General features: G+C 64.9%; 15 protein-coding genes. All 15 read left to right on the top strand.

Annotated features, from left to right (window positions below):
• The first annotated feature begins 5 nt into the window (after positions 1-5).
• The 15 genes from FJ957_RS04660 to recN all read left to right on the top strand — a co-directional run bounded on the left by FJ957_RS04660 (position 6) and on the right by recN (position 19,341).
• Entirely contained in the window at positions 6-1,460 is a 1,455-nt protein-coding gene (locus FJ957_RS04660; protein WP_140828985.1) for a UDP-N-acetylmuramoyl-L-alanyl-D-glutamate--2,6-diaminopimelate ligase, read from the top strand.
• Entirely contained in the window at positions 1,457-2,890 is a 1,434-nt protein-coding gene (locus FJ957_RS04665) for a UDP-N-acetylmuramoylalanyl-D-glutamyl-2,6-diaminopimelate--D-alanyl-D-alanine ligase (RefSeq protein WP_140828988.1), read from the top strand. Before FJ957_RS04660 ends, FJ957_RS04665 begins: the two co-directional genes overlap by 4 nt.
• A 26-nt stretch (positions 2,891-2,916) precedes the next feature.
• A complete protein-coding gene (mraY, locus tag FJ957_RS04670) occupies positions 2,917-3,999 on the top strand; it encodes a phospho-N-acetylmuramoyl-pentapeptide-transferase (RefSeq protein ID WP_140828990.1) in 1,083 nt (360 codons plus the stop codon).
• 9 nt (positions 4,000-4,008) lie between these two features.
• Positions 4,009-5,412, top strand: coding sequence for a UDP-N-acetylmuramoyl-L-alanine--D-glutamate ligase (murD, locus tag FJ957_RS04675; RefSeq protein ID WP_140828992.1), 1,404 nt, complete (start codon positions 4,009-4,011; stop codon positions 5,410-5,412).
• Positions 5,412-6,563, top strand: coding sequence for a putative lipid II flippase FtsW (gene ftsW, locus FJ957_RS04680; RefSeq protein ID WP_140828994.1), 1,152 nt, complete (start codon positions 5,412-5,414; stop codon positions 6,561-6,563). The genes murD and ftsW overlap by 1 nt, the downstream gene beginning before the upstream one ends.
• Positions 6,564-6,569: 6 nt before the next feature.
• Positions 6,570-7,694 carry an undecaprenyldiphospho-muramoylpentapeptide beta-N-acetylglucosaminyltransferase gene (gene murG / locus FJ957_RS04685; protein ID WP_140828996.1) on the top strand — a complete coding sequence of 375 codons (1,125 nt, stop codon included), beginning with the start codon at positions 6,570-6,572 and terminating at the stop codon, positions 7,692-7,694.
• Entirely contained in the window at positions 7,691-9,097 is a 1,407-nt protein-coding gene (gene murC / locus FJ957_RS04690) for a UDP-N-acetylmuramate--L-alanine ligase (protein WP_140828998.1), read from the top strand. Before murG ends, murC begins: the two co-directional genes overlap by 4 nt.
• On the top strand, positions 9,094-10,059 hold the full coding sequence (gene murB / locus FJ957_RS04695) for a UDP-N-acetylmuramate dehydrogenase (protein WP_140829000.1): 966 nt from the start codon (positions 9,094-9,096) through the stop codon (positions 10,057-10,059). Before murC ends, murB begins: the two co-directional genes overlap by 4 nt.
• A gap of 311 nt (positions 10,060-10,370) precedes the next feature.
• Complete coding sequence (locus tag FJ957_RS04700; protein WP_140829002.1) at positions 10,371-11,297, top strand: D-alanine--D-alanine ligase; 927 nt, start codon at positions 10,371-10,373, stop codon at positions 11,295-11,297.
• A complete protein-coding gene (locus FJ957_RS04705) occupies positions 11,285-12,232 on the top strand; it encodes a cell division protein FtsQ/DivIB (RefSeq protein WP_140829004.1) in 948 nt (315 codons plus the stop codon). Before FJ957_RS04700 ends, FJ957_RS04705 begins: the two co-directional genes overlap by 13 nt.
• Positions 12,229-13,536: a cell division protein FtsA gene (ftsA, locus tag FJ957_RS04710; RefSeq protein WP_140829006.1), complete on the top strand. Its 1,308-nt coding sequence runs from the start codon at positions 12,229-12,231 to the stop codon at positions 13,534-13,536. The genes FJ957_RS04705 and ftsA overlap by 4 nt, the downstream gene beginning before the upstream one ends.
• Positions 13,537-13,603: 67 nt before the next feature.
• Positions 13,604-15,262: a cell division protein FtsZ gene (gene ftsZ / locus FJ957_RS04715; RefSeq protein WP_140829008.1), complete on the top strand. Its 1,659-nt coding sequence runs from the start codon at positions 13,604-13,606 to the stop codon at positions 15,260-15,262.
• Between the two features lie 378 nt (positions 15,263-15,640).
• Positions 15,641-16,588 carry a UDP-3-O-acyl-N-acetylglucosamine deacetylase gene (gene lpxC, locus FJ957_RS04720; RefSeq protein WP_140829010.1) on the top strand — a complete coding sequence of 316 codons (948 nt, stop codon included), beginning with the start codon at positions 15,641-15,643 and terminating at the stop codon, positions 16,586-16,588.
• A gap of 201 nt (positions 16,589-16,789) precedes the next feature.
• Complete coding sequence (locus FJ957_RS04725; RefSeq protein ID WP_140829011.1) at positions 16,790-17,659, top strand: outer membrane protein assembly factor BamD; 870 nt, start codon at positions 16,790-16,792, stop codon at positions 17,657-17,659.
• 8 nt (positions 17,660-17,667) lie between these two features.
• The gene (gene recN, locus FJ957_RS04730) at positions 17,668-19,341 is read left to right on the top strand and encodes a DNA repair protein RecN (protein ID WP_140829013.1); all 1,674 of its coding nucleotides are present in this window, start codon (positions 17,668-17,670) and stop codon (positions 19,339-19,341) included.
• The last annotated feature ends 33 nt before the right edge of the window (positions 19,342-19,374 follow it).

Here is a 19,374-nt window from a genome sequence, read left to right on the forward strand (position 1 = left end):
ACTCAATGCATCTAAAAGATCTAGCCGGTATCCTGCCTGTCGAGGGAACAGCTTCCCGCGATCTGGAGGTGACCGGACTTTCCTCCGATTCCCGCTCGGTCAAGACCGGCGTCGTCTTCTTCGCCCTTGCCGGCAGCAAGGCCGACGGATCGACCTATGCCGTCGATGCCGCGGCCCGAGGGGCCGCGGCGATCGTGACCGGCAGGGGCGCGACCGTCTCCGGTCTGTCGGTACCGGTTCTTGCCGTCGATGATCCGCGCCTGGCGCTGGCGCTCAGCGCGGCGCGCTTCTTCGGACGCCAGCCGGAGACCATGGTCGCCGTCACCGGCACCGCCGGCAAGACATCCGTCGCCGCCTTCACCCGCCAGATCTGGGAGCAGGCGGGTTTTGTCGCCGCTTCGATCGGCACGACCGGTGTCGTTGCGCCCGGCCGCAACGAATATGGCTCACTGACGACGCCCGATCCGGTGGCGCTGCACCGACTGCTCAAGGAACTGGCAGATGCAGGCGTCACCCACGCCTCGATGGAAGCCTCGAGCCACGGTCTCGACCAGCGCCGCCTCGACGGCGTGAAGCTCGCGGCCGGCGCTTTCACCAATCTCGGCCGCGACCACATGGATTATCATCCGACGGTCGAGGATTATCACCGCGCCAAGCTGCGCCTGTTCGACACGCTGTTGCCGAAGGGCGCGCCCGCCATCGTCTTTGCCGACGACCCGTGGTCGGAGCCCACGATCAAGGCCGCAAAGGCGGCGGGCCTGAAGGTGTTGACCGTCGGTCGCCATGGCGATTTCCTGACACTCAAGCGGGTCGAGCATGAGCGCCATCGCCAGCGCGCCGAGGTCGTGGCGGACGGCGTGCTGCATGAGGTCGACCTGCCTTTGGCCGGCGATTTCCAGATCGCCAACGCGCTGGTCTCTGCCGGCCTTGCCATCTCGACCGGAACGCCCGCGGACAAAGCCCTGGCGGCGTTGGAAAAATTGCAGGGCGCGCCGGGCCGGCTCGACCTCGTCGGCACCACCGCCGCCGGCGCCCCCGTCTATGTCGACTACGCGCACAAGCCCGATGCGCTGGAGAATGTGCTGACCTCGGTCCGGCCTTTCACCACGGGTCGCGTCGTCGTGGTGTTCGGCTGCGGTGGCGACCGCGACCGAGGAAAAAGGCCGATCATGGGCGAGATCGCGACGCGGCTCGCCGATATCGTCATCGTCACCGACGACAACCCGCGCACGGAAGTGCCCGAAACGATCCGCGCGGCGATCCTCGCAGCGGCGCCGGGCGCCATCGAGATCGGCGATCGCCGCAAGGCAATCCACGAGGCGGTTGCGATGCTTCGCGCCGGCGATACGCTCATCGTCGCCGGCAAGGGGCATGAGGAGGGCCAGACCGTCGGCACCGAAACCTTCCACTTCTCCGACCACGAGGAAGTGCGCGAGGCGCTCAAGGAGCGCGCCGCATGAGTTTGCTGTGGACGTCGGAAGCGCTGGTCGAAGCCATGGGCGGCAGGCCGATCGGCTCGCTGCCGGAGGGCATCACCGGCATTTCGATCGACAGCCGCAGCCTTGCGCCCGGAGACGCCTTCTTCGCCATCAAGGGCGAGGCGATGGACGGCCATGATTTCGCGACAGCCGCGGTCAAGGCCGGAGCGGCTGTGCTGGTCGTCGCCGAGGGCAAGCTGCCCTCGCTCGGTCGGCTGACGGCGCCGATGATCGTCGTGCAGGACGTGCTTGCGGCTCTCGAGAAGCTCGGCGTGGCTGCCCGCGCCCGCTCGAAGGCCAGGATCATCGCGGTCACGGGCTCGGCCGGCAAGACGACCACCAAGGAAGCGCTGCGCCATGTGCTGTCGGCGGTCGGCAAAGTGCACGCCTCGGCGCAGTCGTTCAACAACCATTGGGGCGTGCCGCTGACGCTGGCGCGCATGCCGCAGGACTGCGACTACGCGGTCTTCGAGATCGGCATGAACCATCCGGGCGAGATCAGGCCGCTGGTCAAGATGGTCAGGCCGCATGTCGCCATCGTGACGATCATTGCCGCCGCCCATCTCGGCTTCTTCAAGAATCTCGACGAGATCGCCATGGCCAAGGCCGAGATTTTCGAGGGGATCGAGCCCGGCGGCGCCGCGCTACTCAACCGCGACGATCCACGCTGGAAGCTGCTCGGGAAAATGGCGAAAGAGGCGGGAGTCGAGCATGTCTTCGGCTTCGGCGAAAATCCCCGCTCAGCCTTCCGCCTTGTCGGCTGCGAGCTTCATGCCGACCATTCCGACATCGCCGTCAAGATCGGCAAGAAGGACCTGACCGCCCGTGTCGGGGCGCCTGGCCGCCATATCGTACAGAACGTGCTGGCCGTGCTCGGCGCCGCGCAACTGGTCGGTGCCGATCTCGACAAGGTCGCGGCCGCGCTCGCCGATCTTTCGGCCGAGCGCGGGCGGGGCCGGCGCCATGTCCTGCATCATCCCAACGGGCCGATCACGCTGATCGACGAGAGCTACAACGCCAATCCGGCGTCGATGGCGGCGGCCATGGCGCTGCTCAACGCCACGCCTGTCTCGGGCGAGGGCCGGCGCATCGCGGTGCTCGGAGACATGCTGGAACTCGGCAGCCATTCGGCCAAGCTCCACGCGGCGCTTGCCGGGCTGATCGTCGGCACGGGCACGCGCAACGTCTTTCTCGGCGGGCCGGAAATGCAGGCGCTGGCCGACGTCCTGCCGTCAGACATCGCAACCGAGTATCGATCGGAAGCGGAAGAACTGAAGCCGGTGGTGATCTCCGCGCTCAGGCCCGGCGACGTGGTGATGGTCAAATCGTCGAAAGGCATCGGGTTTTCAAAGCTGGTCGAGGCATTGCTCGGCAAATTTCCGGCGGAAGCCACAAACATTAAGCCGACCTAGGTCGGATTCCGGGGGACGGAAAGACCATGTTCACACTGCTCGTCGATTTCGCGGACAAGATCTCGTTCTTCAACGTCTTCCGCTACATCACTTTTCGCACCGGCGGCGCGCTGATCACGTCGGCGCTGATCGTCTTCATCTTCGGGCCGACGATCATCAATTCGCTGCGTATCCGGCAAGGCAAGGGCCAGCCGATCCGCGCCGACGGCCCGCAGACCCATTTCAAGAAGGCCGGAACGCCGACCATGGGCGGGCTGATGATCCTGTCTGGCATCATCGGCTCGTCGCTCTTATGGGCAAACCTTTCCAGCATCTATGTCTGGGTCGTGTTGCTGGTCACCGTCGGCTTCGGCTCGATCGGCTTTTACGACGACTATCTCAAGGTCACCAAGCAGTCGCATCTGGGCTTCTCCGGCAAGGCGAGGCTGGCGATCGAGTTCGTCATCGCGGCCATCGCGGCTTGGGTGATCATGCATAACGGCCAAGCCCCGTTCTCGTCGTCGCTGACCTTCCCCTTCGCCAAGGAATTCCTCGTCAACCTCGGCTGGTTCTTCATCCCGTTCTCCTGCTTCGTCATCGTCGGCGCCGGCAATGCGGTGAACCTGACCGACGGCCTCGACGGCCTGGCCATCGTGCCGATCATGATCGCGGCGGCGTCCTTCGGCGTCATCGCCTATCTTTCGGGCAACGCGGTCTTCGCCGAATATCTGCAGATCCATTTCGTGCCCGGCACCGGCGAGCTCGCCGTCGTGCTCGGCGCGGTGATCGGCGCCGGCCTCGGCTTCCTCTGGTTCAACGCGCCGCCGGCCGCGATCTTCATGGGCGACACCGGTTCGCTGGCGATGGGCGGGCTGATCGGCACCATCGCGGTCGCCACCAAGCACGAGATCGTACTGGTTATCGTCGGCGGCCTGTTCGTGGTCGAGATCCTGTCGGTCATCATCCAGGTCGGCTATTTCAAGATGACCGGCAAGCGCGTCTTCCTGATGGCGCCGATCCATCACCATTTCGAAAAGCTCGGCTGGACCGAAAGCCAGGTGGTGATCCGCTTCTGGATCATTGCCGTCATCCTGGCGCTGGTCGGCCTCTCCACCCTCAAGCTGAGATAGGGCACCCGCTTGATCCCCGCCTTTTCCTTTTCAGGCAAACGCGTTTCGCTCTTCGGGCTTGGCGGCTCGGGGATCGCCACCGCGCATGCGCTGATCGCGGGGGGCGCCGAGGTGCTGGCCTGGGACGACAATCCGGACAGCGTCGCCAAGGCGGCGGCCGCGGGGATTGCGACCGGCGACCTGCACACCGCCGACTGGCAGCATTTCGCCGCCTTCGTTTTGTCGCCAGGGGTACCGCTGACGCATCCCAAGCCGCATTGGACGGTGGAGCTGGCGCGGGGTGCCGGCGTCGAGGTCATCGGCGATATCGAGCTGTTCTGCCGCGAGCGCATCAGCCGCGCGCCGGCAGCACCCTTCATCGCGATCACCGGCACCAACGGCAAGTCCACGACGACGGCGCTGACGGCGCATGTCTTGAAGTCGGCGGGTCGCGACACGCAGATGGGCGGCAATATCGGCCGAGCGATCATGACGCTCGATCCGCCTGAGCCGACACGGCATTATGTGGTCGAGTGCTCGTCCTACCAGATCGATCTCGCGCCCTCGATCAATCCGACCGCCGGCATCCTACTCAACCTGACGCCGGACCATCTCGACCGGCACGGCACGATGGCGCATTACGCCTCGATCAAGGAAAGGCTGGTTGCCGGCTCAGACATCGCGATCATCGGCGTCGACGATTCCTGGTGCGCCCAGATCGCAGACCGCCTGGAGCGCGCCGGCCGGCAGGTCATCCGCATTTCCAAGCGCCTGCCACTGACCGACGGCTATTTCGCCGACGGCACCAATCTGATGGAAGCCGTGCATGGCCGCTACAGCCGCGTCGCCTTCCTCGAAGGCATCGGCTCGCTGCGCGGCCAGCACAATGCGCAGAATGCGCTGGCCGCCGTCGTCGCCTGCCTGAAGGTCGGGCTCGATCTGGGCGAGATCCAGGCCGGGCTCGAAAGCTTCCCCGGGCTGGCGCACCGCATGGAGCAGGTCGGCCGCAAGGACCATGTGCTGTTCGTCAACGATTCCAAGGCGACCAATGCCGATGCGGCCGCGCCCGCGCTGTCGAGCTTCGCCAACCGTATCTACTGGATCGCCGGCGGCCTGCCCAAGGAAGGCGGCATCGAGCCGCTGCGCGGCTTCTTCCCGCGCATCGCCAAGGCCTATCTGATCGGCGAGGCGGCGCCCGCCTTTGCGGCGACGCTCGGCGAGACGGTGCCTTACGAGATATCCGGAACGCTGGCGGCGGCGGTGGAGCATGCCGCCGCCGACGCGGCAAAGGACACCGGCGGCGAGGCCGTGGTGCTGCTTTCGCCGGCCTGCGCCAGTTTCGACCAGTTCAAGAATTTCGAAGTTCGCGGCGAAGCCTTCAGGCAAGCTGCGACTGCTATTGATGGTGTGAAACCCATCGGAGGGCCACGTTGATGCAAAGCCGTCTCGACAAAAGTCCTGTCGCCACCTGGTGGTGGACGATCGATCGCTGGTTCCTGGCGGCATTCCTGTCGCTGATGGGACTGGGTATCGTGCTGTCTTTCGCCGCAAGTCCGGCGGTGGCCGAGCGCATCGGCCTCGACAGCTTCCACTTCGCCACGCGCCAGATCATCTTCACCATCCCGGCGCTTGTCGTGATGCTGGCGGTCTCTTTCCTGGAGGCGCGGCAGATAAGGCGCATGTCGCTGGTGATGATCTGCATCATGCTGGTGCTGATGGTGGCGGTGCTCTACATCGGCGTCGAGGTAAAGGGGGCGCGGCGCTGGGTGTCGCTCGCCGGGCTTTCCATCCAGCCGTCCGAGTTCCTGAAACCGGCCTTCGTCATCATCTGCGCCTGGCTCTTTGCGGAGCACAGGCGCCAGCCCGACATTCCCGGCAATCTGTTCGCCATGCTTTTGCTTGCGCTGGTCATCTCGCTTCTGGTGGCGCAGCCCGATCTCGGCCAGACCATGCTGGTGCTGGGCACCTGGGGCGTGATGTTCTTCATGGCCGGCTTGCCCTGGTTCTGGATCGTAGCACTGGGTGCTGCCGGCATCGGCGGCGTGTTCGCGGCCTATACGGTGTTTCCACACGTCGCCGCGCGCATCGACAAGTTCATGACCGGCGAAGGCGACACCTTCCAGGTCGATATGGGGCGCGAGGCGCTGATCAATGGCGGCTGGTTCGGCGTCGGCCCGGGCGAGGGCACGGTGAAGCGGGTCATCCCCGACAGCCACGCCGACTTCGTCTTCTCGGTCGCGGGCGAGGAGTTCGGCCTCATCATGTGCTTCTTCATCATGTCGATCTTCGCCTTCATCGTGCTGCGCGGCTTGAGCATCGCGCTCAAGGAGCAGGACGATTTCACCCGCTATGCCGTGGGCGGCCTTGTCACCGTCTTCGGCCTGCAATCGGCCATCAATATGTGCGTGAACTTGCAGCTGATGCCGGCCAAGGGCATGACGCTGCCCTTCATCTCCTATGGCGGCTCCTCGCAGATCGCCATCGCCGTCTCGATGGGCATGGTGCTCGCATTGACGCGCAAGCGTCCGGAAAAGCGCAAGCAGATGGGCTTCGTCCTCTCGCAGCGCGCTATGCCGGCGGAATGAGACAGGATGGCGAAGGGTGTCATCCTGCTTGCAGCCGGCGGAACGGGCGGACATCTGTTTCCGGCCGAGGCGCTGGCGCATGAGCTGATCGAACGCGGCTGGAAGGTGCATCTCGCCACCGACCGGCGCGCCAAGCGTTATTCCGGCCAGTTTCCCGCCGCCGACATCCACGCGATCGCCTCGGCGACGCTGGGATCGAGGAATCCGGTCGCCGTGATCTCGGCCTTCTGGAAAATCTGGCAGGGCGTGCGCGAAGCGGGACGGATCATCGCCAGGATCAAGCCGGAGGCGGTCGTCGGCTTCGGCGGTTATCCGACGCTGCCGCCGCTCTACGCGGCGACAAGGCGAAGAGTGCCGACGCTGATCCATGAGCAGAACGCCGTCATGGGCCGCGCCAACAAGGCGCTTGCCAGCCGCGTGGATGCGATTGCCGGCGGCTTCCTGCCGGAGGGCGCCAGCGCTGACGGCGCAAAAACGGTGACCACCGGCAATCCGGTCAGGCCGCAGGTACTGGAAGCCGCGAAGACGCCGTATTTGGCGTCGAACGGGGGCGAGCCGTTCCGTTTCCTGGTGTTCGGCGGCAGCCAGGGCGCGCAGTTCTTTTCCGATGCGGTTCCGGCGGCGATCGCGCTTTTGCCGGAAGATCTGCGCAAGCGGCTGGCGATCACCCAGCAGGCGCGCGCCGAGGATGTGGCGAGGGTGAAGGCCGCCTATGCCAAACTCGGCGTCGACGTCCAGGTTTCGCCCTTCTTCACCGACATGGCGGCGCGCATGGGGGCGGCGCATCTGGTGATGTCACGCTCCGGCGCCTCGACCGTTTCGGAAATCGCCGTCATCGGCAGGCCGGCGCTGCTGGTGCCTTATCCGCACGCGCTCGATCACGACCAGGCAGCGAATGCCGCGGCCCTTGCCGCCGCCGGCGGGGCCGAGCTCCACCCGCAATCGACGCTGTCGGCGGAGCGGATCGCCGAGTTGGTCTGTGGGCTGATGAAGGACCCGAACCGGCTGGCGACCATGGCCGCCGCCGCCCGCTCGGCCGGGAAACCGAACGCGGCGCGGTTGCTCGCCGATCTGACAGAGGCTATTGCGTCCGGCAAAACGGTTTCGGACTACAGGAGGACGCGCGCATGAAGATGCCGCAGACGATCGGCCTTGTGCATTTCATCGGGATCGGCGGCATCGGCATGAGCGGCATCGCCGAGGTGCTGCACAATCTCGGCTACAAGGTGCAAGGGTCCGACCAGGCCGACGGCGCCAATGTGCAGCGGCTGCGCGACAAGGGCATCGAATGCTTCGTCGGCCACAAGGCCGAGAATCTCGGCGACGCCGAAGTCGTGGTCGTTTCGACCGCTATCAAGAAATCCAACCCGGAACTGAAAGCCGCGCGCGAAAAGTTGCTGCCGATCGTCCGCCGAGCCGAGATGCTGGCCGAACTGATGCGCTTCCGTCAGGCCGTTGCCATCGGTGGCACGCATGGCAAGACGACGACCACCTCCATGGTGGCGACGCTGCTCGACGCCGGCGGGCTCGACCCGACCGTCATCAATGGCGGCATCATCAACGCCTATGGCACCAATGCGCGCATGGGCGATGGTGAGTGGATGGTGGTCGAAGCCGACGAGAGCGACGGCACCTTCCTGAAGCTGCCGGCCGACATCGCCGTCGTCACCAACATCGATCCCGAGCATCTCGACCACTATGGCAGCTTCGACAAGGTGCGCGAGGCCTTCCGTCAGTTCGTCGAGAACGTGCCGTTCTACGGCTTCGGCGTGATGTGCACCGACCACCCGGAAGTGCAGGCGCTGGTCGGCCGCATCGAGGACCGGCGCGTCATCACCTATGGCGAGAACGCGCAGGCCGATGTGCGCTTCACCAACCACCGCATGCAGGGCGCGATCTCCGAATTCGATGTCGTGATCCGCGATCGCAAGGGGCGGGGCACGACTTCGATAAAGGACCTGCGCCTGCCGATGCCGGGCCGGCACAACGTCTCCAACGCGACGGCGGCGATTGCCGTCGCGCATGAGCTTGGCCTCTCGGCCGAGGCGATCAAGAAGGGCCTGTCGTCCTTCGCCGGCGTCAAGCGGCGCTTCACCCATACCGGTTCGTGGAACGGCGTCGAGGTGTTCGACGATTACGGTCACCATCCGGTCGAGATCGCGGCGGTGCTGAAGGCGGCTCGCAGCGCGACCAAAGGGCGTGTGATCGCCATCGCGCAGCCGCATCGCTTCACCCGCCTGCACGATCTCTTCGATGAGTTCTCGGTCTGCTTCAACGACGCCGACACGGTGATGGTGGCGCCAGTCTATGCGGCTGGCGAGGAGCCCATCGAAGGCGTGACCTCCGACGCACTGGTGTCGCGCATCCGCTCGGGCGGCCATCGCGACGCGCGCTATATCGATGGCGCGGCGGCGATCGCGCCAGTCATTCGCGAGCTTGCCAAGCCCGGCGATTTCGTCGTCTTCCTCGGCGCCGGCAATATCACGCAATGGGCCTATGCGCTGCCCAAGGAACTGGGTGGGACGCCCTCATGATGCGTGGCCAGGACCTGATCGACAAGCTCGGCGACAAGCTTTCGGGCCTGCGCGGCCGTATCACGCCGAACGCGGAGATGGACAAGATCACCTGGTTCCGGGCCGGCGGCCTGGCCGAGGCGCTGTTCCAGCCGGCCGACGAGGAAGACCTGGCGGCCTTCCTGCGCGCGGTGCCGGAAGAGGTGCCGGTCACGGTGGTCGGCGTCGGCTCGAACCTTCTGGTGCGCGACGGCGGCATTCCGGGCTTCGTCGTCCGGCTCTCGGCCAAAGGGTTCGGCGAGGCCGAAGTTGTTTCGTCGATCGGCATCAAGGCGGGCGCTGCTACGTCCGACAAGCGTCTCGCAGCGGTCGCCTATGAGGCCGGTATCGGCGGCTTCCATTTCTACCACGGCATCCCCGGCGCCATTGGCGGCGCGCTCAGGATGAACGCCGGCGCCAACGGCGTGGAGACCCGCGAGCGCGTCGTCGAGGTGAGGGCGCTGGACCGCAAGGGCAACCTCCATACGTTGCTCACTGACGATATGGGCTATGCCTATCGCCACTCATCCGCGCCTTCCGGCCTGGTCTTCACCTCAGCTATTTTCGAAGGGTTTCCAGAAGACAAGGCCGCGATCAAGACGGCGATGGATGCCGTGCAGAACCACCGCGAGACGGTGCAGCCGATCCGCGAAAAAACCGGCGGCTCGACCTTCAAGAATCCGGAAGGCACCTCGGCCTGGAAGGAAATCGACAAGGCGGGCTGTCGCGGGCTGATGATCGGCGGCGCGCAGATGTCGCCGATGCATTGCAACTTCATGATCAACACCGGCACGGCCACCGGCTACGACCTCGAATATCTCGGCGAGACGGTGCGGGCGCGGGTGCTCGAGAATTCCGGCATCCGGCTGCATTGGGAGATCAAGCGCCTCGGCAATTTCAGGCCGGGCCACGCCGTGCAGGAGTTCCTCGGGCAGCTCCTTTAGCTTGGGCTGAAGTTCATGTGATACTTGAACTTCCAGCAGTCTGAAATGGCCGTAAAACCGTTGCCTCAAAGACTCACAATTCACTTTTTGCGGCTGTTTTCGCGGAAAGTGAATCTCTCGGAATCGTAGGCACTTGCCAGCGAATCAACTCTCTGATTCTCTGCCCTAAAGCGTTTCCTGATTTGAGTCGTTCGACGCGTGAATCCGCGTTTTCCGTCTGGGGGGCAACCTGCCGGAAGACTCGGACTCAATGTTTGGAAATGCGGTGCGGGAATATCGGTTGCAGACCCGGCGTGAGAGGGATGACGGGAATGAAGAACAAGCATGTGGCTGTCCTCCTGGGTGGATTCTCCTCGGAGCGGCCCGTGTCTCTGTCCTCGGGGAAGGCGTGTGCGGATGCGCTCGAGAATGAAGGCTATCAGGTCACCCGTGTCGATGTTTCTCGCGATGTCGGGTCTGTGCTTGCCGAGCTCAAGCCTGATGTCGCCTTCAATGCGCTGCATGGTCCGTTCGGCGAGGACGGCACCATTCAGGGGATTCTCGAATATCTCGGAATTCCCTACACCCATTCGGGCGTACTTGCTTCGGCGCTGGCCATGAACAAGGAGCAGGCCAAGAAGATTGCCAAGGCGTCCGGCATTCCGGTCGCGGAATCCAAGGTGGTCAATCGCTTCGCCGTCCAGAACAAGCATCCGATGAGGCCGCCTTATGTGGTCAAGCCGGTCAATGAGGGATCGAGCTTCGGCGTGGTCATCGTGCATGAGGGGCAGTCGCATCCGCCTCAGGTGATCGGTTCGACCGAATGGCAATATGGCGAGGCCGTCATGGTCGAGCGCTACATCCATGGGCGCGAATTGACCTGCGCGGTGATGGGCGACGTGGCGCTCGGCGTCTGCGAGATCATTCCGACCGGGCATTCCTTCTACGATTACGATTCAAAATACGTTCCCGGCGGATCAAAACACGAAATCCCTGCTAAAATTTCACCGAATATTTACCAAAAAATACAGACACTGGCCCTCAAGGCTCATCTTGCCATTGGTTGCCGGGGCGTTTCCCGATCGGACTTTCGTTACGACGACCGTCACTCCGAAAACGGCGAGGTTGTCTGGCTAGAGGTCAACACTCAGCCGGGCATGACGCCGACGTCTCTGGTGCCTGAAATCGCCGCGCAAGCGGGACATTCGTTCGGCGATTTGTTGAGTTGGATGGTGGAGGACGCTTCGTGTCTGCGTTGAGGTGGGGACAGGTTAATGGCGGTGGCGCGGCTGGTTTCGCGCTGTTCGGCATGCCGCTGTCATTCGACCGTTTCGTATTGCCGCGTCAGCTCCGCCGGCCGATGCGCGTGCTGGCGCGCCTGTGTGGCGGCGAGTATGAGGCGCCGCGCTTTTCGGCGGCGATCCTTTCCGCCGCGTTGATCGCATCCAGCAGCGCCTATGGCGCCTATCTTGGCGGCTACACCGACAGCATCGTGCAGGCCATCACGGCTCGCACCGGTTTTGCCGTCGACCAGATCAAGGTGGTCGGCAATCGCCAGGCGTCCGAGATCGATGTGCTGGACCGGCTCGGCCTCGACGGCTGGACCTCGCTGATCGGCTTCGATGCCGAAGCGGCTCGCGAGCGCATCGCGACGCTGCCCTGGGTAGAGGGGGCGGCGGTACGCAAAATCTACCCGCATACGCTTGAAGTGCGCATCGAGGAACGCGAGCCCTTCGCGCTCTGGCAGCAGGGCAATTCGGTTTCGGTCATCGAACGATCGGGCGAGATGATAGCGCCGTTCTCGGGTGGCAGGCAGGCGCTGCTCCCGCTGATCATCGGCACGGGCGCGCCGGCGATGGCGCCGGCCTTTCTCGCCAAGATCGAGCGCTACCCCGCATTGGCGGCGCGGGTCAAAGGTTACATCCGTGTCGGCGAGCGCCGCTGGGACCTGAGGCTCGAGAACGGCATCACGATCAAGCTGCCGGAAGACGGCGAGGACCAGGCGATCGCCGAGCTCGTCAAGATCGACCATGATAACGGGCTGCTGACGCGCGACATCGCGGCCGTCGACATGCGGCTCCCCGACCGGCTGGTCGTGGAGCTCTCGCCGGAAGCGGCGACGCAGCGCGAAGCCGCGCTCAGCGAAAAGCCGAAGAGCCTGGCCAAGCGCAGCAAGGCGGAGAGAAAGATATGAGCTGGCTTGGCGGCAGCGGTGACGCTTCTTCGCGCCGGTCGGGCACGCTCACGGTGCTCGATGTCGGGTCCAGCAAGGTTTGCTGCGTCGTGGCGAAGCTCAAGCCGAACGAGGAAGGCAAGCTTCTGCGTGGGCGTTCGCATCGCATCCAGGTGATCGGCATCGGTCACCAGAAGTCGCAAGGCGTGAAGTCCGGCGTGGTGGTGGATCTCGATCGCGCCGAGCATGCCATCCGGCTTGCCGTCGACGCGGCCGAGCGCATGGCCGGGCTCACGGTCGATTCCCTCATCGTCAACATGACGGCGGGCCGGCTGAAGAGCGAAGCCTTTTCGGCGACGATCAATCTCGGCGGTCACCAGGTCGAGGACGTCGACATCAAGCGCGTGCTAGCCGCCGGCGCCAAGCAGGCGCTGCGGGCCGAGCGCGAGGTGATCCATTCGCTGCCCGTCGGTTTCTCGCTCGATGGCGAGCGCGGCATACGCGACCCGCGCGGCATGGTGGGCGATGCGCTTGGCGTCGACATGCATGTCTTGACTGGCGATGCCGCGCCGATGCGCAACCTCGAGCTTTGCATCAACCGCTCGCACCTGTCGGTCGAGCGCATGGTGGCGACGCCCTATGCCAGCGGGCTTGCCTCGCTGGTCGACGACGAGCTCGAAATGGGCGCCGCTTGCATCGATATGGGCGGCGGCACGACGACCATCTCGGTGTTCTCGGAAGGCAAGTTCGTCCATGGCGACGCCATCGCCATCGGCGGCAACCATGTGACGCTCGACATGGCCAAGGGCCTGTCGACCTCGCTCGATGCCGCGGAGCGGCTGAAGGTTATGCATGGCTCGGCGCTGCCCGGCAGCGCCGACGACCGCGACCTCGTCTCGATCCAGCCGATCGGCGAGGAAGGCGATGTGCCGCTGCAGATTCCGCGCTCGGTGATGACGCGCATCATCCGCGCGCGCATCGACGAGACACTGGAGCTTTTGCGCGACCGGCTGAACAAGTCCGGCTATGGCAATGCCGTCGGCAAGCGCGTCGTGCTCACCGGTGGCGCCAGCCAGCTCGCCGGCCTGCCGGAAGCGGCGCGCCGTATCCTCGGGCGCAACGTGCGCATCGGCCGGCCGCTGGGCGTCGCAGGCCTGCCTGAGGCGGCCAAGGGACCGGCGTACTCGACCCCGGTCGGGCTGATGATCTATCCGCAGATGGCGAGCTTCGAGAGCCATTCGGCGAAAGGACTTTCCGGTTTCAGGATGACCGGAACGGGTGGAAAACTGCATCGCATGAGTCAGTGGTTGAGAGACAGTTTTTAATTTGACGGGGACAGCCCCATAGGCGGCCGCAGCGGCGAGGCGGCGGGAAAGGCAAAGGACGGAGACAATGACCATCAATCTGCAGAAGCCGGACATCACCGAGCTTAAGCCCCGTATCACCGTGTTCGGTGTCGGCGGCGGCGGCGGCAATGCCGTGAACAACATGATCACAGCCGGCCTGCGCGGCGTCGAGTTCGTGGTGGCCAACACCGACGCGCAGGCGTTGACCATGTCGAAGGCCGAGCGGCTGATCCAGCTCGGCGCGCATGTCACCGAAGGCCTCGGCGCCGGCTCGCAGCCGGAAGTCGGCCGCGCGGCGGCGGAAGAGTGCATCGACGAGATCATCGATCATCTCTCCAACACCCATATGTGCTTCGTCACTGCCGGCATGGGCGGCGGCACCGGCACGGGCGCTGCTCCGGTCGTTGCCCGCGCGGCGCGCGAGAAGGGCATCCTCACCGTCGGCGTCGTCACCAAGCCGTTCCATTTCGAAGGCCAGCGCCGCATGAAGACGGCCGACTTGGGTATCGAGGAACTGCAGAAATGCGTCGACACCCTGATTGTCATCCCCAACCAGAACCTGTTCCGGCTGGCCAATGACAAGACCACCTTCGCCGATGCCTTCGCCATGGCCGACCAGGTGCTCTATTCGGGCGTCGCCTGCATCACCGACCTGATGGTCAAGGAAGGCCTGATCAATCTCGACTTCGCCGACGTCCGTTCGGTGATGCGCGAGATGGGCAAGGCGATGATGGGCACTGGCGAGGCTTCGGGCGAGGGCCGCGCGATGGCCGCCGCGGAAGCCGCGATCGCCAATCCGCTGCTCGACGAGACCTCGATGAAGGGCGCCAAGGGCCTGCTGATCTCGATCACCGGCGGCCGCGACCTGACCCTGTTCGAAGTCGACGAGGCGGCGACCCGCATCCGCGAGGAGGTCGACCAGGAAGCCAACATCATCCTGGGCGCCACCTTCGACGAGGAACTGGAAGGCGTGATCCGCGTGTCGGTCGTCGCCACCGGCATCGACAAGTCGGCGGCCGAAATCGCGGCCGCGCCGATCTCGATCCGCGCGCCGCAGAAGCCGGCCGCCCGCCCGGCGGCTCCGGCCGCTGAAATCCGTCCCGCGCCGGTCCAGCCGCAGGCCTACGAGACGCGCGTGGTCGATCCGGTCGCCGAGGCGATCCAGCTTGCCGAGGCGAACGCCGCCGCCATGGCGCAGCCGCGTCCCGCGCCGGTCGACGACTTCCGGCCGCAGAGCAAGATCTTCCAGGCTCCGCCGGCCCAGCCCCAACCACAGCCGGTGGTGCCGCAGCAGGTCATGCAGCAGCCCGCGCCGCAGCGCGAGATGCCGCAGCCGATGGCCGCTGCCCCGCAGCGCATGCCGCGCGTGGAGGACTTTCCGCCGGTGGTAAGGGCTGAAGTCGAAGCCAAGACCCGTCCGGCGGACCATGAGAACAGCGGTCCGATGGGGCTGATCAAGCGGCTGACCAACGGCCTGACCCGCCGCGAGGAAGAGCCGGCCCGGCTCCAGCCGGCGCAGCCGCGCGAGCCGAAGCTGCGCCAGGCCGCGCCGGAGATGCGCCGTCTCGCCAGCCAGGATCCGCAGCTCTACGCGCCGCGTCGCGGCCAACTCGACGATCAGGGCCGGCTGACGCCGCAGGCCCGCACGGTCCAGGAAGACGACCAGCTGGAAATCCCGGCTTTCCTGCGCCGCCAGGCCAACTGAGGATGCGGCGAACCGCCGATCGTTGATGCGGCGAACCGCCGATCGTTAACGATATATAACGGTTGTTAACAGGCAGACGAGAGATCGTCTGCCTGTTGCTTTTATAAAGCGCATTAAAAACAGTGCTTTATGAGCTGTTTCTGACACCGTTTCGCAGTTACACAGGGTAAGAAACCGTGATTTGGAGTCTCCAAAGCGGGTCATTATCTTCGCCACGGACTAAAGTCGGTTTGCCGGGATTCGGGGAGTAGCCCTGCCTGCCGATTATACCAGAGCCGCATGCTCTTGCTTATTTTGCCGCCTTGTGCGAGCGCCAGACCATTCAACTGGCTGCAAGATACCCAAGGCCGATGGAGCGGACGCAGGCATTTTGGGCGTATGGGGTTTCTCTTGCACGACTATCAGACGACAGTGAAATCGCGCGCGACGCTGGCTGGCATCGGCGTTCATAGCGGCAAACCCGTCACCGTTCATTTCCTGCCGGCCGATGCCGACACGGGCATCGTCTTCTATCTTTCGAACGGCGGCGAAGCCCGAGAGTTTCGCGCCCTGGTCGCCGAAGTCGGCGCCACGGATCTCTGCACCATGCTTGGCGACCCGACCGGCGAGCATATCGGCACCGTCGAGCATCTGATGGCCACCGTGTTCGGTCTTGGCATCGACAACCTCATCATCGAGATCGACGGTTCGGAAGTCCCTATCTTCGACGGCAGCGCCATGGCCTTCGTCGAAGCCATCGACCAGGCCGGCATCGAGCCGCTGGCGGTGAAGCGTCGCTACATCCGCGTCGTCAAGCCGGTGCGGGTGGAAGCCGGCGCGTCCTGGGCGGAGTTCCGCCCCTATGACGGCACGCGATTCGAGGTCGAGATCGATTTCGAGAGCCCGGCGATCGGCCGCCAGCAATTCGCTTCCGACATCAATCCCGACATCTTCCGCCGCGACATCGCGCGGGCGCGGACCTTCGGCTTCATGAAGGACGTCGAGAGGCTTTGGGCCGCCGGCTACGCGCTTGGCTCCTCGCTGGAAAACTCGCTGGTCATCGGCGACGACAACCGCGTCATCAATGTCGGCGGACTGCGCTATCCCAACGAATTCGCCCGCCACAAGACGCTCGATGCGATGGGCGACCTGGCGCTGGCCGGCGCGCGCTTCATCGGCTGCTTCCGCTCCTATCGCGGCGGCCACCGGATGAACGCCTCGGCGCTACGCCGGCTGCTTTCCGACCACACGGCCTTCGAGATCGTCGAAACGAGGCGCCGCGAGCGCGGCCGCGTCGCCGAGATGATCGCCGTCAGCCGGCCGGTCTACGCACCCTGGGTGATCTGATTTTTAACCGTTTTCTGGCTTTGTGGTCAGGCTTGTGTTGCATGGCTGCATCACAGGGCTGCTAAAATCCGCGGCTTTGGCCATAGCGTGGGCTTGCCACAAAAATGTGCGATTGGCCGGACATAGCGTTGCCGGGCAAGGGGATAATGGTTTAAGGCTTCGGCCCGGACCGAAACGACGCCGAAGGGGCGGAATCCAAACATGTTTTTTTCGCGAGTTGGTCAATCGGTAACGCCGCGTCGGGGTGTTTTGCTGGCGCTGTCGGTGATTGCTCCCGCGCTCGTGCTGTCGGCCTGCATGTCCTCCGAGAAGGATGTCAACCTGGCGACCTATGTCGATCAGACGGAACCGGCCGACGTTCTCTACAACCAGGGCCTGGCCAACATGAATGCCGGCCGTCTCGACGAGGCGAGCAAGAAGTTCGACGCGGTCGACCGCCAGCATCCCTATTCGGAATTCGCGCGCAAATCGATGGTGATGGGCGCTTTCGCCGACTACCGGGCCGGCAATTACGACGAGGCGATCGGCTCGGCCAAGCGCTACCTGACCCTCTATCCCTCGACCGACGACGCGGCTTACGCGCAGTACATCATCGGCCTCTGTTACTATCGGCAGATCAAGGACGTCACCCAGGACCAGAAGGAAGCGCGCCAGACCATCCAGACGATGCAGGATCTGGTGACGCGCTGGCCGAACTCGGAATATGTCGGCGACGCCAAGGACAAGATCCGCTTTGCCAGCGACCAGCTCGCCGGCAAGGAGATGCAGGTCGGCCGCTACTATCTCGAGCGCCGCGAATACATCGCCGCAGTGAAGCGTTTCCGCACCGTGGTCGAGAACTATTCCAACACCCGCCATGTCGAGGAGGCGCTCGCGCGCCTGACCGAGTCCTACTATGCGATGGGCCTGACCTCCGAAGCGCAGACGGCTGCGGCGGTGCTCGGCCACAACTATCCGGACAGCTCGTGGTACAAGGATTCCTACAAGCTCCTGCAGAGCAACGGGCTTGAACCGCGCGAAAATGCCGGGTCGTGGATTTCCAAGGCCGGGAAGCTGATCACCGGCGCCTGAAGCTTGCGATGCTGTCCAGACTGTCGATCCGCGATATCGTCCTGATCGAGAAGCTGGACATCGACTTCCTGCCTGGGCTTTCGGTGCTGACCGGCGAAACCGGCGCCGGCAAATCCATCCTGCTCGATGCGTTGTCGCTGGCGCTTGGCTCGCGCGGCGATGCCTCGCTCGTGCGCCATGGCGCCGCGCAAGGCCAGGTCATCGCCGTGTTCGACGTGCCGCGCAACCATCCGGCACGTGCGTTGCTCGCCGGAAACGACATCGAGGACGATGGCGACATCATCCTGCGCCGCGTGCAGACGGCCGATGGCCGCACCCGCGTCTTCGTCAACGACCAGCCCTCCAGCGTCACCCTGATGCGCGATGTCGGCCGCGCGCTGGTCGAGATCCACGGCCAGCATGACGAGCGGGCTCTGGTCGATCCCGGCGCGCATCGCGAATTGCTGGACAGTTTCGGCGGCCATCTGGGCGCCGTGCGCGGCACGGGCGAAGCCTGGCGGTACTGGCGAAACTGCGAGCAGGAGCTTTCGCGGCATCGCGCCAAGGTCGAGGCGGCGGCGCGCGAGGCCGATTATCTGCGCGCTTCCGTCGCCGAGCTCGCAAAGCTCGACCCGCAGCCAGGCGAGGAAACAGAGCTTGCGGAATTGCGCGCGACGATGATGCGCGTCGAAAAGATCGCCGGCGAAATCCATGATGCGCAGGATGTGCTGTCGGGGCCGTCCTCGCCCTTGCCGCAGCTCGCCAGCCTGTTGCGGCGGCTGCAGCGCAAGTCCAGCGAAGCGCCCGGCTTGCTCGACGATGTGGTCAAATCGCTCGATGAAGCGATGCTCTCGCTCGACGCCGCGCAGTCTGGCGTGGAAGCAGCGCTTCGCGCCACCGAATATGATCCGCAGCGTCTGGAGAAGGCGGAAGAGCGTCTGTTTGCGCTACGCGCCGCCTCTCGCAAGCATAGTGTCGCGGTCGACGATCTGGCGCAACTGCGCGACACGATGGTGGCCGATCTTGCCGACCTCGATGCCGGCGAGGAACGGCTGCACGCGCTGGCCAAGCAGGCCGCCGCGGCGCGCGAGGCCTACGATATTTCCGCGGCGCAGCTTTCATCGCTGCGCCATGCGGCGGCGGCGGGCCTGACCAAGGCGGTGATGGCGGAACTGCCGGCGCTCAAGCTCGAACGGGCCGAGTTCATCGTCGAGATGGGAAGCGATGCCGAAAGCCGCATGGAAGAAGGCATCGACCAGGTCGAATTCTGGGTGCGCACCAATCCGGGCACCCGGCCGGGACCGATGATGAAGGTCGCTTCCGGCGGCGAGCTCTCGCGCTTCCTTTTGGCACTGAAGGTGGCGCTGGCCGATCGCGGCTCGGCGCCGACCCTCGTGTTCGATGAGATCGATACCGGCGTTGGCGGCGCGGTGGCCGACGCCATCGGCCAGCGGCTGGCGCGATTGTCGAAGCGGGTGCAGGTGCTTTCCGTCACGCATGCGCCGCAGGTCGCGGCACGCGCGGCCACGCATTTCCTGATCTCGAAATCCGGCGGCAAGGAGCGTGTGGCCACCGGCATTACCGAAATGAATCGCGCAGCGCGCCAGGAGGAAATCGCGCGCATGCTGGCCGGCGCCACCATCACCGATGAGGCCCGCGCGGCTGCGGAGCGGTTGCTGCGCGAGAATACCGCGGCGGCTTAAGATTTCTGGACGCTGGCAGGCTGAGTCAGCAGA

The sequence above is a fragment of the Mesorhizobium sp. B2-4-6 genome (assembly GCF_006442775.1).
In the GTDB taxonomy this organism is placed as follows: Bacteria; Pseudomonadota; Alphaproteobacteria; order Rhizobiales; family Rhizobiaceae; genus Mesorhizobium.

Coding starts and splice junctions, on each gene's coding strand:
- FJ957_RS04700 (WP_140829002.1), top strand. CDS start 10,371: ATGAAGAACAAGCATGTGGCTGTCCTCCTGGGTGGATTCTCCTCGGAG.
- FJ957_RS04660 (WP_140828985.1), top strand. CDS start 6: ATGCATCTAAAAGATCTAGCCGGTATCCTGCCTGTCGAGGGAACAGCT.
- recN (WP_140829013.1), top strand. CDS start 17,668: ATGCTGTCCAGACTGTCGATCCGCGATATCGTCCTGATCGAGAAGCTG.
- ftsZ (WP_140829008.1), top strand. CDS start 13,604: ATGACCATCAATCTGCAGAAGCCGGACATCACCGAGCTTAAGCCCCGT.
- murC (WP_140828998.1), top strand. CDS start 7,691: ATGAAGATGCCGCAGACGATCGGCCTTGTGCATTTCATCGGGATCGGC.
- FJ957_RS04665 (WP_140828988.1), top strand. CDS start 1,457: ATGAGTTTGCTGTGGACGTCGGAAGCGCTGGTCGAAGCCATGGGCGGC.
- ftsA (WP_140829006.1), top strand. CDS start 12,229: ATGAGCTGGCTTGGCGGCAGCGGTGACGCTTCTTCGCGCCGGTCGGGC.
- ftsW (WP_140828994.1), top strand. CDS start 5,412: ATGCAAAGCCGTCTCGACAAAAGTCCTGTCGCCACCTGGTGGTGGACG.
- murG (WP_140828996.1), top strand. CDS start 6,570: ATGGCGAAGGGTGTCATCCTGCTTGCAGCCGGCGGAACGGGCGGACAT.
- lpxC (WP_140829010.1), top strand. CDS start 15,641: ATGGGGTTTCTCTTGCACGACTATCAGACGACAGTGAAATCGCGCGCG.
- murB (WP_140829000.1), top strand. CDS start 9,094: ATGATGCGTGGCCAGGACCTGATCGACAAGCTCGGCGACAAGCTTTCG.
- FJ957_RS04725 (WP_140829011.1), top strand. CDS start 16,790: ATGTTTTTTTCGCGAGTTGGTCAATCGGTAACGCCGCGTCGGGGTGTT.
- mraY (WP_140828990.1), top strand. CDS start 2,917: ATGTTCACACTGCTCGTCGATTTCGCGGACAAGATCTCGTTCTTCAAC.